The 14,766-nt window shown below is 66.9% G+C and carries 19 protein-coding genes and 1 tRNA gene; 2 read left to right on the forward strand and 18 right to left on the reverse strand.

Annotation, left to right across the window (positions count from 1 at the left end):
* Positions 1 to 162 precede the first annotated feature (162 nt).
* From ppaX to STH_RS15670, 14 genes are all read right to left on the reverse strand, one after another.
* Positions 163 to 819, reverse strand: a complete 657-nt coding sequence (ppaX, locus tag STH_RS15615; protein ID WP_011197254.1) for a pyrophosphatase PpaX — start codon at positions 817 to 819, stop codon at positions 163 to 165.
* A 114-nt stretch (positions 820 to 933) separates the two neighbouring features.
* Complete coding sequence (locus STH_RS15620; RefSeq protein ID WP_011197255.1) at positions 934 to 1,383, reverse strand: 4Fe-4S binding protein; 450 nt, start codon at positions 1,381 to 1,383, stop codon at positions 934 to 936.
* Between the two features lie 23 nt (positions 1,384 to 1,406).
* Entirely contained in the window at positions 1,407 to 2,030 is a 624-nt protein-coding gene (locus tag STH_RS15625) for a hypothetical protein (RefSeq protein ID WP_011197256.1), read from the reverse strand.
* Positions 2,031 to 2,066: 36 nt separating this feature from the next.
* Positions 2,067 to 3,005, reverse strand: a complete 939-nt coding sequence (locus tag STH_RS15630) for a c-type cytochrome (RefSeq protein WP_011197257.1) — start codon at positions 3,003 to 3,005, stop codon at positions 2,067 to 2,069.
* A 29-nt stretch (positions 3,006 to 3,034) separates the two neighbouring features.
* Positions 3,035 to 3,199: a hypothetical protein gene (locus tag STH_RS18990; protein ID WP_011197258.1), complete on the reverse strand. Its 165-nt coding sequence runs from the start codon at positions 3,197 to 3,199 to the stop codon at positions 3,035 to 3,037.
* A 19-nt stretch (positions 3,200 to 3,218) separates the two neighbouring features.
* Positions 3,219 to 3,755, reverse strand: coding sequence for a ubiquinol-cytochrome c reductase iron-sulfur subunit (locus tag STH_RS15635; RefSeq protein WP_011197259.1), 537 nt, complete (start codon positions 3,753 to 3,755; stop codon positions 3,219 to 3,221).
* A gap of 48 nt (positions 3,756 to 3,803) precedes the next feature.
* Positions 3,804 to 4,565: a menaquinol-cytochrome c reductase gene (locus STH_RS15640; RefSeq protein WP_011197260.1), complete on the reverse strand. Its 762-nt coding sequence runs from the start codon at positions 4,563 to 4,565 to the stop codon at positions 3,804 to 3,806.
* A gap of 13 nt (positions 4,566 to 4,578) precedes the next feature.
* On the reverse strand, positions 4,579 to 5,355 hold the full coding sequence (gene extP / locus STH_RS15645; protein WP_011197261.1) for a selenite/tellurite reduction operon b-type cytochrome ExtP: 777 nt from the start codon (positions 5,353 to 5,355) through the stop codon (positions 4,579 to 4,581).
* 245 nt (positions 5,356 to 5,600) lie between these two features.
* The gene (locus STH_RS15650) at positions 5,601 to 6,827 is read right to left on the reverse strand and encodes a 4Fe-4S binding protein (protein ID WP_011197262.1); all 1,227 of its coding nucleotides are present in this window, start codon (positions 6,825 to 6,827) and stop codon (positions 5,601 to 5,603) included.
* A 66-nt stretch (positions 6,828 to 6,893) separates the two neighbouring features.
* Positions 6,894 to 7,055 (reverse strand): hypothetical protein, encoded by a 162-nt coding sequence (locus STH_RS18995; protein ID WP_011197263.1) that lies wholly within the window; start codon positions 7,053 to 7,055, stop codon positions 6,894 to 6,896.
* A gap of 13 nt (positions 7,056 to 7,068) precedes the next feature.
* Positions 7,069 to 7,254: a hypothetical protein gene (locus STH_RS15655; RefSeq protein WP_011197264.1), complete on the reverse strand. Its 186-nt coding sequence runs from the start codon at positions 7,252 to 7,254 to the stop codon at positions 7,069 to 7,071.
* A gap of 24 nt (positions 7,255 to 7,278) precedes the next feature.
* Positions 7,279 to 8,241, reverse strand: coding sequence for a cbb3-type cytochrome c oxidase subunit II (locus STH_RS17595; RefSeq protein ID WP_011197265.1), 963 nt, complete (start codon positions 8,239 to 8,241; stop codon positions 7,279 to 7,281).
* A 16-nt stretch (positions 8,242 to 8,257) separates the two neighbouring features.
* Positions 8,258 to 9,661, reverse strand: a complete 1,404-nt coding sequence (locus STH_RS15665; RefSeq protein WP_011197266.1) for a cbb3-type cytochrome c oxidase subunit I — start codon at positions 9,659 to 9,661, stop codon at positions 8,258 to 8,260.
* Positions 9,662 to 9,700: 39 nt separating this feature from the next.
* Positions 9,701 to 10,309 carry a hypothetical protein gene (locus STH_RS15670; RefSeq protein WP_011197267.1) on the reverse strand — a complete coding sequence of 203 codons (609 nt, stop codon included), beginning with the start codon at positions 10,307 to 10,309 and terminating at the stop codon, positions 9,701 to 9,703.
* A gap of 338 nt (positions 10,310 to 10,647) precedes the next feature.
* Between STH_RS15670 and STH_RS15675 the strand changes: the two genes are divergently transcribed.
* On the forward strand, positions 10,648 to 11,019 hold the full coding sequence (locus tag STH_RS15675; RefSeq protein ID WP_050742323.1) for a cupredoxin domain-containing protein: 372 nt from the start codon (positions 10,648 to 10,650) through the stop codon (positions 11,017 to 11,019).
* A 133-nt stretch (positions 11,020 to 11,152) separates the two neighbouring features.
* On the opposite strand, the gene STH_RS15680 is transcribed toward STH_RS15675, so the two are convergent.
* Positions 11,153 to 11,228: transfer RNA gene (locus STH_RS15680), tRNA-Ala, on the reverse strand.
* A gap of 130 nt (positions 11,229 to 11,358) precedes the next feature.
* Here STH_RS15680 and STH_RS15685 point away from each other — a divergent pair.
* Complete coding sequence (locus STH_RS15685) at positions 11,359 to 11,589, forward strand: hypothetical protein (RefSeq protein ID WP_043714352.1); 231 nt, start codon at positions 11,359 to 11,361, stop codon at positions 11,587 to 11,589.
* A 47-nt stretch (positions 11,590 to 11,636) separates the two neighbouring features.
* Here the strand turns inward: STH_RS15685 and greA are convergent, their stop codons facing one another.
* The 3 genes from greA to STH_RS18600 all read right to left on the reverse strand — a co-directional run bounded on the left by greA (position 11,637) and on the right by STH_RS18600 (position 14,685).
* On the reverse strand, positions 11,637 to 12,110 hold the full coding sequence (greA, locus tag STH_RS15690) for a transcription elongation factor GreA (RefSeq protein ID WP_011197270.1): 474 nt from the start codon (positions 12,108 to 12,110) through the stop codon (positions 11,637 to 11,639).
* A gap of 215 nt (positions 12,111 to 12,325) precedes the next feature.
* Entirely contained in the window at positions 12,326 to 13,363 is a 1,038-nt protein-coding gene (gene dusB / locus STH_RS15695) for a tRNA dihydrouridine synthase DusB (protein ID WP_011197271.1), read from the reverse strand.
* 68 nt (positions 13,364 to 13,431) lie between these two features.
* Positions 13,432 to 14,685, reverse strand: coding sequence for an alpha/beta hydrolase (locus STH_RS18600; protein WP_011197272.1), 1,254 nt, complete (start codon positions 14,683 to 14,685; stop codon positions 13,432 to 13,434).
* Positions 14,686 to 14,766: the final 81 nt, after the last annotated feature.

Consider the following 14,766-nt stretch of genomic DNA (forward strand, 5'->3'; position numbering starts at 1 on the left):
AAACCGAGCCCGGTAGACTTGCAACTTCGACCTGTCCGAAGGTGTCTCCTTCTCGCCGGATCAATCTTGTCCGAAAGCGCTAGGCGTCCCTCCTAGATACTGTGCCACCGCCTTTCCAGCCATACGCATGTCCCCCACTTTCGCCCTCGGGTAAGGGCCCGGTCAGGCGGAGACCGCGCCGGAGAGCACCAGTGCGACCAGGTCCGAGGGCCGCTCCAGCCAGAAGTCCGGTTCGCCGGCCGCCAGCGCAGCCCGGTCCAGGGCCCAGCCGACGGCGGCCGTCCGGCAGCCGGCCGCCCGGCCGCACCGCAGATCCAGCGGCGAATCGCCCACCATGAGCACCCGGGGCCCCGGCTGGACCCCCAGCAGCTCCAGGGCAAGCAGGGCGGGATCCGGCTCGGGCTTGTGCCGCTCGGTCTGGTCCTCGCCCACCACCACCGGAAAATGCGCCTCCAGCCCGCATACGGAGAGGCCGCGCCGGGCCAGGGGCGTGTACTTGGAGGTCACGACGCCCAGGCGCACGCCCGCCTGCCGCAGCGCGGCCACGGCATCGTTCACGCCGGGGAAGCGGCGGACCAGCCGGTCGTGGACGCTGAGGTTGTACTCGCGGTAGGCCTCGGTCAGCTCATCGGCCCGGTCGGGGGCGAACCGGGTCATCGTCGTGCGCAGCGGCTCCCCAAAGAACCGGTAGATCTCCTCCGGCGCCATCTCCAGGCCGAGCCGGGTCCGGAACACGTGTTGGAACGAAGTCACGATCAGGCGGTTCGTGTCGATCAAGGTACCATCGAGGTCGAACAGGACGGCGTCAAAATGCGACAAATCGGTCACCCTCCTGTAAACGGGATTCGACCCGACGTCGAACCTTACCTGCGCACGGTCGACAATGGCAACGGGAGCCCTCGACACCGAGGGCTCCCCCAAAACGTCCATATTCTACATTCTTCCCTCTGCGACGGCGATCGGGTGCTGCTCGTCCGGCGCCAGGACGATGATCGCGCCCTTGGCGCAGACCTCCTCGCACTCCTTGCACCCGACGCACGCGTTGGGCCTCACCAGCACGGCCGTCCCGAAGAACGGGCCGTCCCCAGCCAGCTCCAGGCAGTCGAACGGGCAGATGTCCACGCAGAAGTCGCAACCGGAGCAGGACACGGGGTCGATGACCGGCTTCGGCCAGTCCGAGCGCTTGGGGATGCGAGGCTTGTAGACGCCGAACTCGTCCGCGATCGCCAGCACCGGGCAGCTGCGCACGCAGGCGTCGCAGTCGATGCAGAGCTTCGGGTCGATGTAGTGCAGCTGCTTCCGCTCGCCGCTGATCGCCTCGGTCGGGCAGACGGAAACGCAGGCGGTGCAGCCGATGCACTTCTCGTCGATATAGTGCGGCACGGTTCTCCCTCCTTTGGGGGCCACTAGCCGGTCTCGGGCAGGCGCCCCTCGCGCAGCCGGCGCGTGATCCGGTAGCGCAGCGGCCTGCTCAGGGCCGGGCCGGGCTCCAGGTTGGCGACGAACCCGGCCAGCGACTCGGGGTTCAGGACGGGCACCCCGTCCTCCTCTTGGTCGTCGGGAGCGCGCATGCGGGAGAGGAGCACCAACGGGAACACGGGCAGGTCCGCGGCCTCACGCCAGCCGCTGAGCTCGGACCGCACCCAGTCGGCGCACTGCCGCGCCCGGTCCGCGGCCCCCGCCAGCCGCCGCCTGGCCCGGGCCGACCGCGCCTGCCCCGGCGAGTGCTCAACGCACACGGCCAGGAGCCCCGCAGGCCCCACCAGGAGGTAGTCCGGGCGCTCCCCGGGGGCGGCGGACCAGTCGGTGATCACCCAGTCGGGCTCCAGGGCCTTCAGCGCCTCCTCGACGCCCCTCTGCCCCGAGCGCTGCTGCAGCCGGGTGAGGGCCAGGGAGCCGACGACGCCGAACAGGAAGATCCCGAAGGTGGCGAACATGTTGAAGATGCGCATGCCCGTCACCTCCGACGCCCGGAAGAGGCTCCCGACCAGGAAGGCGATGAGCAGCAGCGTGATCAGGTACCCCCGCACGGGTTCACCCCCATCCCCCGTCGAGCCTTCCCTGCGCTACTTCAGCCCCAGCAGGTAGTCGGCGATGACCGAGATCTCCTCGTCGGTCAGCCGGTCCTCGAAGGCGGGCATGTAGTACGGCCCCTCGGAGACGACCCGCTCGCTCAGGTCGATCTCGGTGCTGGTGATCGCCCGGTTCTGGCTCCAGTAGATGGGCATCCGCTCGTCGTGGGGCATGGCGTTGGGTCCGCTGGCCCGCTTGATCCACTCCACCAGGAACTCCTTGTCGATGCCCCAGAGGCCCAGCTGGCTCAGATCCGGACCGATGTAGGCGCCCTTGGATCCGATGCGGTGGCAGGTCAGGCACTGGGTCTTCGCCAGATCCCGCAACAGGGCCTTGGCGGTGACGTTGACCTCCTCGGGCACGTCGGCGTCAGGCAGCGGGATGACGCCGGTCTCGTCAGGCGTCAGGTCAGCCGCGGGGATCGGCGCCTTGGAGGAGTCGCCGACCATGTACCACTGCGAGCCCGACGGGTCATCGTACATGATGAACAGCGTCAGGGCCTTCACGGCCTCCTCATCCAGCGGGCCGCCGTGCTCCTTCAGCCACGCGGGCATCTCGGTGTAGGACATCCAGGCGTCCTTGCCCTCGGGGGTCTTCACCCGGACCCACTGGTAATGGGCCGCGTTGCCTTCGCGCCCCCGCGCGATGGTGTCGAAGAGGTAGGCGTAGATCTCCTTGCCGGCCGGGGAGGCGGGGTCCACCCGGAACTCAGCCCGGTTGAGCGGCATGCCCACGACGCCCTCGCCGTACGGGCCGTGGCACTGCACGCAGTTCTCCGCGTAGATCTGGGCGCCCTTCAGCACGTACTCCTCGTGCTGCCTGTACTCCGCGGTGGCCATGCGGAACGGCTCCCGCACGCCGAGGCCCAGCAGCAGCAGCGCCAGAGCCAGCGAGAGCAGCGTGATGATCTTGTACTTCCTCTCGTTACGCACAGGCGGTGAACTCCTTTCCGGGCGCCGTTCTAGTAGTCGCCGATCCAGCGCTGGATGAAGTAGACGGCGGCCAGCACGCCGAGGAACAGGGTGAGGACGATCAGCAGCTCAGTCGCCTCGGAGACCCTCACCCCGTGGTACCAAGGGGTCGGAATCGGCGACGCGTAGCCCAGGAGGTATGCCAGATCAAACATCGGACTGCCCCTCCTCCCCCTAGATCTTCACGGCGTGCTCGGGCTCGTGCCGCGGCCGCTCGGTGATCTTGCCGGTGTTGACCAGCACGGTGCCGTCCGGCTCCACGATGACCTCCATCATGTCCAGCGGCCGCGGGGCCGGTCCGGCGATGTTCTGCCCGGTGATCTCGTACACCGAGGCGTGGCACGGGCACATGAACTTCTTCTGGGCGGCGTTCCAGGGGACGGTGCAGCCCAGGTGGACGCACTTCCAGTACAGGGCCATCAGCCCGTCCTCGCTGCGGGTAAGGTAGTACTTGCCCTCCCGCACCATCACCACGTCGCCGATCTCCATCTCGTGGGCCTTCACCGGGGCGGGCACGATGCCGCCAAAGCCCGTCAGCTTGATCGGCCACAGCATGCCGCCGGCGCCGGCGCCCGCGAGGCCGAACATCGCCCCGATGGTGGCGAACATGGTGCTGCGCAGCAGCTGGCGGCGGGTCATGCCGTCTGCCGCAGGACCATGGGCGGGCGGAACCGCCGCCGCAGCAGCGTGGACCTGATTTTCAGCGGCCATGGAGTCTCACCCTTTCCCAGAGGTATGTCAGTCGGCGGCGATGCCGGCCTAGTGCGGGGGCTGCAGCTCCCACGGCCACACCAGGTGCATCGACTCGCCCCGGAAGAAGGTGCCGATACCGGAGAGTACGATGAACGAGGTGAAGAAGAACGTGTACAGCGCAATCATGACCTCACGGGTGTTGGCCTGCCACCGGCGCCTGACGATCACGGCCAGTACCCAGGGGATGCCGATCATCAGCACGAGCGGGATGAAGATCGATCCGACCCAGGAGACGGCGGAGGTGGGCAGCCCGGTCTGCTCCAGCAGGTAGGTGACGGTGGCAGAGATGCGGTAGGAGCCCTCGGGCATGCCGGGCACCCGCACCACCTCGTCCACCAGTACGAGGGCGATCTCGATCACCGCGGTGTAGATGGCGGAGAAGACGGTGATGGGAAGCCCCTTCTTCGTGGAGAACCAGATGCCGGTGCCGCGCCGGTCGCGGTCGATGTACGGGATCGTGGCCAGCAGCACCAGACAGGCGCCGGGCACGATCACGCCCGCCAGCGCGGGGTCCATGTGCAGCAGCAGCTCCTGAAGCCCCAGGAAGTACCACGGCGCCTTGGCCGGGTTGGGGGTCTTGTCGGGATTGGCCAGGTCCAGCAGCGGCGCGTCGATGAACGTGGCCATCAGCGCAAAGGCAAGGATCGCGGTGATGGCCATGATCGCCTCGATGGAAACGAGGAAGGGCCAGGTGTAGACCAGCTCCTCCTTCTGACGGGGCTTCACCTTGGGGCCCGTCTGCTGATACTTCTCGTGCGCCTCAGCCATGCGAGCTCCCTCCCTACAGATCGTCGGCGGCCAGACCGGCCTCGACCGCGCCCTCGACCTCGTCCTCGTCGTACGGAATCGGGGTCGAGATGCCGCCGTCCTTGCGGATGCGCCAGAAGTGCACGGCCATCAGCGCAATGCAGGCGAGCGGCAGCAGGATCACGTGCAGGGTGTACCAGCGCACCAGCGTGGCCGGGCCGATGTCATAGCCGTCCAGCAGCGCCCGCTGGACGTAGGTGCCGATGACCGGAGTCACCTTGGCCATGTTGGAACCGACCTGAATGGCCCAGTACGCCAGCTGGTCCCAGGGCAACAGGTAGCCCGTGAAGGAGAGAAGGACCGTGATCAGGAAGAGTGCGACGCCGATCACCCAGTTGAACTCCCGGGGCGGCTTGTACGAACCGGTGTAGAAGACCCGCGTCATGTGCAGCCACACGGCGATCACCATGCCGTGGGCCGCCCACCGGTGAAGATTGCGGGCGAACGGCCCGAAGATGACGTCCGTCTCCAGGGCCTTCATCGACTCGTAGGCGCCGGGTACGGACGGCACGTAGTAGAACATGAGCCAGACGCCCGTCACCGTCAGCATGAGGAACATGAGCAATGACAGCCCGCCGAGGCCCCAGGTGTAGCTCATCCGCACGGCGCGCCGAGGCACCTTGACCGGGTGCAGGTGGAGCACAACGCTGTTCAGGATGACCAGGACCTGATTGCGCGGGGTGTCCGGGTATTCATTGCGGTAGATGGACTTGTAGAGCGTCGTATTCTTGAACCTCGCCCACAGACCCACAGAACCAGCACCTCCCCAATGTCGGAACCCAGCAACCCGGAATCCAGCCAGCCACACTGCGCAACAGCATACATTATAGCCGCAATTCGGCTTTGCAGGCAACATAAAAGGATCATAAGTGGCGTTATTGCGTGTCAGAAAACACGCACCGGAATGGCGCCCCGGTGCCAGGAGACGAAAAGTGATAGTCCTTTTTGTCTAGTTCGATGTGAGGGTCGTCGAGAGGCCCTCATCCCCCTGCGGAATCAGTACACCACGTGCACGGTGTCGAAGCTGGCCTCCGCCCCGCTCCGCTCCCCGACGACGCGGACGGTGAAGCGATGGGTACCCACGATCCGCTCGGTGGGGTGGACCCGCAGCGTCACCGAGGCCCGCTCGCCGGGCTCCAATTCAATCTCCGACCGCTCCAGGGCCGCCCAGTTGTCCGGCAGCCCTTCCACGTACAGGTGGAAGCGGTCGCCCTCATTGCCGAGGTTGATGATGGAGACGGCCATGACGTTGCCGCTGCTGATCGGGCTTCCCGCGGCCAGCACCTGGCGGTGGTTCTTCGCCACAACCAGGTCGACCCGGGGCCGGTGGGCCAGCATGTACGCCGACAGGCTCCCGAGGATCACGGTCAGGATCAGCGGCAGCACCAGCCGCGGGGCAAGCTGCCGGACATTCTGCCACAGGCGCCCCCGGTCCCGCAGCGCCACCGCGCTGTCGCCGGAACCGATGGTGAAGTTGAGGACCCGGGGCACCTTGCGCGCTCCGGAGACCAGGGCGCAAGCGTCCAGGCAGTCGCCGCAGACGACGCAGTGCTTCTGCTCCGGGGTGCGCGGGTCCACCCCCATGTGGCAGATCTCCGCGCAGAGGCCGCAGGTGGCGCAGATATCCCGGTTGCCGGGCAGGTTGAACACCTGCAGGTGCATCGTGTCCGCGTTGGAGATGATGGACTGCAGGTGGCCGTACGGGCAGGCGACCCGGCAGACGGAGGTGCGCCACCAGGCCATCGCCATGGTGAAGAAGAGCGTGAAGCCGAGGATGAACACGGTCGGGCCCGGCGGCACCTGGCCGGACAGGTACTGGGCCAGCAGGGCCCTCCCGTCGCTGAAGTAGCTGCGCACCACGAAGGCGCCGAACAGGCTGATGACCACCGAGAGCAGCGTGCTGCCCGCGCGGCCGAAACGCCGGTCCCAGCTGCGGGTCAGTTCGTTAAACAGGTTCTGGGGGCAGACCCACCCGCAGAAGACCCGGCCGAACAGCAGGCTGGCGGCGATGATCACGTAGATGACCGTTACCAGCAGCATGAAGAAGACGAAGGTGTGCTTGACCCACAGCCGCGTGCCGAACAGGTAGAGCGACATGCTCGGCAGATCAAACCGGAAGAGGTTCACGAAGGGTGAGACGATCAGCAAGGCCAGAACGGTCAGCTGGGACGCGCGGCGATACCGGCGGATCACCGTCTGCACCTTGCCGAGGCGGCTCTTCATTCTGCATCCCCCTCCGAAGGTGCGCCAGACCCCCCCGCCCCGCGGCGGGGGGGTGGCGGCGCTGCGCTAGAAGCCCGTCGGGCTGTTGGGCCCGAAGCGCAGATTGGCGGCCAGGTAGTAGACGAAGAAGATGGCGATCACGGCGTAGACGAGCAGCAGGAACTTGGGCACCGGGGGCGACTCGTGACCGTGTTCCGCCCCGGTCTGCGGCCGGTTCTCGTCAGACATGCTCCGAACCCCCTCACCGCGTGATGGGCTTGTCGTCCTCGACGTACTTGAACTTCACGTCCTCGTTCATGCTGGTGCTGCCCGACATGAAGGCCCAGTACATCACCACGGCCACCGCGGCCCACAGCACCAGCACGGCGATCAGCAGAAAGCCGCTGGAAACGCTCAGGTCGCTGAATCGGGTCCATTCGATGTCCACGGTGGGATCCCCCTTTCGCGGGGCCTACTCCTGGGTTCCCAACCACTTGATGTAGGTGGTCAGGGCCCAGCGGTCCTCGTCGGACAGTCCGTTCAGCCGCCACGACGGCATGCCGGACCCGGAGCCGTCCTCCTTCAGCGTGCCTTCCGAGATCACCCAGAAGATGAACTGTTCGGAGTGGACCTTGCCTGCCTCAAACCAGTTGGTCGGATAGGGCGGGCTGCCCCAGCCGTCCGCCGCGGTCATGCCGCGCATGTCGGCGCCGTGGCACTGCAGACAGCCGTTGGCCTCGATGAGCTCCTGAGCCCGGGCCAGCACGGCGGCGTCGTCGATGGAGTACGGGTTCTGCAGGTCGCGGTACTCGTCGGGCAGGATGTCGTCGGTGGCCTCCAGGATGTTCGGCCCGGGGTACTTGGCCAGGGTCTGGACCGGAACCGCCCAGTCGCGCAGGACCAGCAGGTACTCGGCCAGGGCGTCCAGCTCGTCCGGCGGCAGGTGGGCGTAGGACGGCATGATCGAGTTGGGCTCAGTCGAACGCGGGTCGATCAGGTGGGCGATATGCCACTCCTTCGAGGGCAGCCGGTGGCCCACGTACTTCAGGTCGGGACCGGTTCGCTGCGAACCCAGGAGGGCCGGGTTGTCGTTGCCGTAGTCCTCGGGACGGGTCGGCCGGCCCCCGACGACCCTGCCGTCATCCAGGGTGACGGCAGGGGCCTGGAAGGCGGCGTCGTTGGGTAGCGTGCGGACCTGCTGGGTATGGCAGTAGAAGCAGCCCTCACGGATGTAGATCTCCCGCCCGCGCGCCACCTGCGGGCTGATGGGCTTGCCGTCGGGGAACATGCCCGAGTACCGGGGCGACGACGGCGAGGCGGCGTACAGGTCCTCCTGCATCAGCGGCACCGCGACGGTGATGATCACCGCGAAGGTGAGGAGCAGGAAGGCGCCGAGACCGATGAGCGCAGCGTTCCGCTCGAACTTGTTGCCCATGCTTGCACCCCCCTCCCTACACGCCGGCGACGACGGAGCCGACCTCGGCGGACTCGCCGCTGAACTGCCGGCCGGCGGTCGCGGTCTTGAAGATGTTGAAGATGAACAGGAGCTGGGCGCCCAGGATCATCGCCCCGCCGAAGGCCCGGGCGATGTTGAACGGCCGCTGGTTGATGACCGAGGCGATGAAGTTGGCCGACTGGTTGGCCGCCCAGTCAGAGCCCTGCACGAGCCCGCCGATGGTCAGGGATACGAAGAACAGGGTGAAGCCGATGAGGGAGAGCCAGAAGTGCCATTCCATCAGCTTGGCCGACCAGATCTCCCGGTTGATCAGCCGGGGCAGGGCGTAGTAGATGGTCGCGAACATGATGAACGAGAAGGTGCCGACCAGCGCGAGATGCGCGTGGCCCACGACCCAGTTGGTGAAGTGGACGATGGAGCTCACCGAGCGCAGCGACTGCATCGGCCCCTGGAAGCAGGTGATGAAGTAGAAGACCATCGCACTCACCGTGAACTTCAGGGGCACGGACTCCTTCAGGGCGCCCCAGCGTCCGTTCATGGTGCCGTAGAAGTTGGTGAGCACGGTCCAGACCGGCACGATCAGGCAGACGGAGAAGGCGATGGCGACCGTCTGCAGCCAGTACGGCACGGGGCCGTTGACCAGGTGGTGAGCCCCCGTGGGGCCGTAGACGAACATCAGCATCCAGAAGCCGATCATGGAGAGCTTGTGGCTCCAGATGGGGTTGCCCGTCAGCTTGGGAAGCAGGTAGTAGACGGCGCCGACGCCGATGGGCGTGAACCAGTAGCCCAGGATGTTGTGACCGTAGAACCAGTTGACCACCGCGTCATTCACACCGGTGATGGGGTTGTTGGGGAGGAGGAACTGGTTGCCGACGATGTAGATCACCGGCGTGGTGAACACGGCGCCCAGCATGTACCAGGCGGTGACGTACAGCTCCTTCTCCTTGCGCCTGGCGAAGGTCATGATCACGTTGAAGAAGACCAGCGCGAACAGGACCACCGTGAGGATCTTCAGGATCCAGGGGGACTCCGCGTACTCCCGGCCTGCGTTCATGCCCATGAGCAGGGTCACGGTGTAGGCGGTCATGAGGAGGTTGTAGAAGACGACCGAGAAATTGCCCAGCCGCTCACTCCACAGCGGGGTGCCACAGACCCGAGGAACCATGTAAAAGAGCGTCGCGAAGTAAGCCCCGCTGAGCCAGCCGAAGAGCACCAGGTTGGTGTGCACCGGCCGCACGCGGCCAAAGGTGAAGTACTCGAGCACGGGAACGTTCTTGACCAGGTCCGGGATGACCAGCAGCACGGCGGCGAACAACCCGAAGCTCATGCCGATGGCCATCCAGATGACCGCGGTGTAGAAGAAGTTCCGACTGGCGGACCCTTCTACGTTGCTGAACATCCTCTATCTCCTCCCCTTTGCAGAGTGGGACATGGGAACCTACAGCCGTGCGCCCGGCGGCAGCCGGAGGATGGCGATGAGGACGCCGGCGGTGAAGAACGCCGCCAGGATCCCCATGGCCGCGACAGGAATCCACATCAGCCGGTGCTCACCAGGCCGCTCCCTCCGGAAGGCCGTCCGGTCAGGCGGGTCCCCGTTGCGCAACACGGCGTACTTGACGGACTCGCCCATGTTCAGCACCCCGGAACGGAGGGCCAGGTAATACACCCCTCCCCAGAACGCGAGGAAGACGGCGAGCGTGCCGAACAGCTGCTGCGTGGCCAGGCGGCCGAAGGCCTCATCGCCGGCCCGCTGCTCCACGGCGCTGACGGTCGCGGCGTGAAACCCCCCGCCGATCAGGACGAGCAGGCCGGCCGCCAGGAGCCACCGGCCCCAGCGGTACCCCCGCCAGCGCCAGCGGGCCGGCACCAGGCCCAGCACGCCCAGCAGACCGGCGAACCCCAGCACCAGGGCGACGCCGCCGTAGATCCCCATCAGGTCGCTCTCCCCGCCGCTCAGGTGCGACGCCGCCGCCTTGCCGGGCAGGAGGAGCAACAGCAGCGTCGCCACCGGCAAGGCCGTGGCCGGAGACCGTGCCCACCTCACCACCAGACCGCCCCCAATACTTCGGTCTTCGATATATTAATGTACAAACACAACTTCTACCCGAATGTGTTGAATGTGACCGCGGGGAGGCCTTGCCATGGCGGCAGGGCCGTGCTATCATTCCCCTCGGACTTTCCGAGTCGTCTGAAAACACTGCACCTACAGGGTTTTCGGCCGCCATTGTAGCACGCGTGGCACGAAAGGCGCATGCGAGATAGTCCTTAGGGTCTTGACCCTATATGAACCTAGTTGCTTATGGCGCTGGTACATTGCGCGTCCGATTGGCCGCGGGTGGCGACTTTGGCATGATATTGGGCAGGAAAGGATGTGAAACTTCAGCTATGCGTAAGCTCGCTTCTCTCCTGGTAGTGGCTCTGCTGTCGCTGGGCGTTCTGACCGGCTGCGGCGGCGGCGGCGGCGGCAACGTGAAGGAACTGACCGTGGAGATGGGCATCAACGGCGAGATGAAATTCACGCCGGACGTGCTCGAAGCCACCAAGGGCGAGACGATTAAGATCACCCTGGTGAACAAGGATCCGAACGTTGCCCACAACTTCCTGATCCCCGCTTTCAACGTCAACTCCGGCCAGGTCCCGCCCGGCCAGACCGCCACCGTCGAGGTCAAGGTCACCCAGTCCGGCGAGCACGACATCATCTGCGACGTCCCGGGCCACCGGGAGGCCGGCATGGTCGGCAAGCTGATCGTGAACTAGCCCAAAAGTACAACCCGGCGCACGCAGCGCCGGGGCTTTTTTTGCTCCCTCGGTCCCTGGCCGCCGTCCGGCCGGCATCCGCATGCGAGCCGGACGCGCGAAAAGGGACCGGGCGCACACCCGGTCCCCGACGTGGTGGAGCTGAAGGGACTCGAACCCTCGACCTTCGCCTTGCAAAGGCGCTGCTCTCCCAGCTGAGCTACAGCCCCATTGGCCGCCTCGCCATTGTACCCGCGTGCGCCGCCCGTTGTCAACGCATATCCGGTTGCCATCCGGCGCGGATCTTACCGCAGGCAGAGCGGACGGGCCGGGGCAGACTAAGCGCGGGAGGCGATGCCGATGCCGCGACCGCTCCACGACCTCAGACAGCCACAGATCGGCCCAACGGCAGGCGACCTCGGTCAGTCGGCGTTCGCAGCGAACCTGCGGGACGTTGACGGGCCGGATGCCGGCCCGCAGATCGAGGCCACCGTGCGGCCATGGGAAGCGCCCGAGCCGCGGAACCCGCCGCCCGGGCAGCGGCGCCCCAGCGGCCCGGCGCTGCGGCTGGGCGCGGACGTCAAAGACTGACTGCAGGCCTGCACACCGAGCGGGGGGCACCCATGCCCCCCGCCTGCTCACTTGATCGCGACGATCTCGTACTTAAAGACCCCGTCCGGCGCATCGACGGCCACCACGGTGCCCACCCGCTGGCCCATGATGGCGCGGCCGACCGGGGACTCGTTGGAGATCCGGTTGTGGGCGGGATCGGCCTCCGTGGTGCCGACGATGGTGTACGTATGCTCGTCGCCATACTCCAGGTCCCTCAGCACCACCGTGCTGCCGAGCACCACCACCTCCTGCTGGCCGACGGGCTCATCAATCACCCGCGCGTTGCGCAGCATCTTCTCCAGCACCAGAATGCGCCCTTCGATGAAGGCCTGCTCGTTCTTCGCATCCTCGTATTCGGAGTTCTCGGAGATGTCCCCGTACTCGCGGGCCTGCTTGATGCGCTCAGCGACCTCCATGCGCTTCACGGTGCGGAGGTACAGCAGCTCCTGCTCGAGCTGCTTCAAGCCGTCCAGGGATAGCAGAACCTCTTTCTCGGCCATGTGGTTCTCCCCTTTACACCAGTCAGCCACACCACGGTGCCGTGGCGGTGGTACGCTCGTTGTGGTAGGGATGTATACGACCCGGGCTGGCCGCAGTATACCCCGGGCACCCTGTCCGGTGCGGCGACGGAGCACTGCGGGGGCGGACCATTCGGTGCGTCCCGCAGTGCTCCACGCCTGTGGTCAATTCATTATACGGACACTGCTGCGCAGTGTCAACTTAACAGTCTGACGTTTTCCGCTGCGACGGCCTCCATGCGGTCCAGGTAACCCAGGAGGAGGGCGCGCAGGTCGTCTGCGCGCTCCGCCTCGTTGACCGCCGCCCGGACCCCGGCGGACCCGTGGAGCCCTTTCAGATACCAGGCGGCGTGCTTGCGCATCTCCCGGACGGCCAGGAACTCGCCCTTGTACTCAATCATCAGATCCAGGTGGCGGAGCGCGGTCTCCACCCGCTCCCGGACCCCCGGCTCCGGCAGAAGCTCGCCCGTCTCCAGGTAATGTAGGGTGCGGCTGAAGATCCAGGGGTTCCCGAGCGCGCCCCGCCCCACCGCGAGACCTGCGACCCCGGACGTGCGCAGCCGCGCCTCGGCCTCCCTGGGGTCCGCGATGTCGCCGTTGCCCAGCACGGGGATCGATACGGCCCGGGCGACCGCGGCGATCACGCCCCAGTCGGCCCGGCCGGAGTAATGCTGCTCCTTGGTGCGGCCATGCACCGTGATCATCCGCGCACCGGCCTCCTCCACCCGCTTCGCGACCTCCACGGCGTTGATCGAGCGGGAGTCCCAGCCGATGCGCATCTTCACCGTCACCGGTGTTGGTGCGACGGCCTGCACCACCCGGCGCACGATCTCCTGGGCCAGTTCAGGCTCCTTCAGCAGGGAGGAGCCACCCCGGCCCTTGGTCACCTTCGGCGCCGGGCAGCCCATGTTGATGTCGATCAGGTCCGGCTGCTCCAGCTCCACGACGCGCGCCGCCGCCCGCGCCATCGTGTCGGGGTCCGCGCCAAAGAGCTGTACCCCCGCGGGCCGCTCGTCCGGCAGCAGCCGGATCATCTCCCGGGTGCGCTTGCTGTCGTACAGGAGCGCCTTGTCGCTGACGAACTCAGTGACCACCAGGCCGCAGCCGTGCTCCTTGCAGAGGCGGCGAAAGGGCCAGTTGGTGACGCCGGCCATGGGCGCCAGGGCCAGCGGACGCTCGATGGTCAGACCGCCTAGGCGGATCGGCTTCAGGAGCGGTTCGGACAACCCTTTCACCCCCGCAAAAAAAGTCGGTGGCGGGGTCTATTATACCCACGCCACGCGGGGAGGTCTATGTTAACCCCTCATAACAGCGGCAGCATCACCGCGGCCGTCCAGCCGACCGCCACCGCCTCCGCCAGCGCGACGCTCAGCGCGGAGAGGCGCATCGCGGCCAGCACGCCGCTCAGGATCTCCAACGTGACCAACACCCCGAGGGCAACGGGGAGAACGGCGGGCAGGTGCGCAGGCGGATTGGGCAGAACCCCCGCCCCGACCCAGGTGGCGACCATCAGGATCTTGGCCGCAAGCCCCAGCACAAGGCCCGCCGGCGACGGCCCGCCCGCCACGGCCCGCTTCAGCGACTCCTCCTGGAAGGCGTACAGCCAGTAGGCCAGCGCAGTGGCGGCCAGCGGCAGGATTCGCGGCCCCGTCGGTACAAAATAGGTGACATTCTGATGAATCACCGGCACGAGAGCCCCGAGGAAGGCCAGAGCCACCGCCAGCCCCCGCAGCAGGGAGTGGGGAACCGACTCGGCCTCGCCCGGGGCGGACGCGCCGAACTCCCGCGGCCAAAGCTTGCGGAGGAGCAGGAGAACGACAGCCGCGACCAGGAAATAGGGTAGCAGGTAGTCCAGCGTGGCGACGCCCAGCTGCGGCACGCGCAGGTAGACCACGGCCAGAACCGCGCTGAGCAGGGAGACCGCCACGGCGGCCAGGCCGGTGACAAGACCCGCGGGCTGCTGCCGCCGGCCGGATCTCCGGGGATCGGGTCGCACCAGCGCGGCCACCGCAGGGAGCGCACCGACGCCGCCCGCCAGCCCGAGCAGCAGCCAGGCGGGCGACCCGCCCGGGGCGGCGCCTGCCGGCACATCGCCACCGACGTCGCTGGACAGCCGCCCCGCCGCATCGGCCACGGCATCCAAGTCATACAAGGGGGCCAGGGGATTCAGGGACGTCGGATGGCCGATCAGACCCACCCGGTCCGGTTCGGCCCGGCCGGCGGCAACCAGCGCATCCCTCACCTGGTTCGCGGTCCCGGGGGAATCGGCCATTGGCGCGGTCTGCGCCCCGTGGCCGGGCAAGTCCGGGATGTAGACGTCGAAGCCCAGGCGGGCCAGCGCGTAGCCCCAGTACTGCATCATCTCTTTGCTGCCGCCAAACCCGTGCAGCACAATGACGGTACCCCGGTACTCCTCCTCCGCCGACACGTGCAGCGTCGGATTCCCCGCCAGCAGCTCCTCGTTCACCGCCAGGTCCGCGTGGCCGCGCGCCATCATCCACTGTGCGGCCAGCACCATGGCGAGCGTCAGAACGACCCACCAGGCCCTGCGCACCATCGTCCTGTCCCCCAACCCGGTTGTTACTGTGCCTGAAGTATCAGGGTATATTCGTATTCTTCCTTCCATACCTGTGTGTGA

It is taken from the genome of Symbiobacterium thermophilum IAM 14863 (assembly GCF_000009905.1).
Taxonomy (GTDB): domain Bacteria; phylum Bacillota; class Sulfobacillia; order Symbiobacteriales; family Symbiobacteriaceae; genus Symbiobacterium; species Symbiobacterium thermophilum.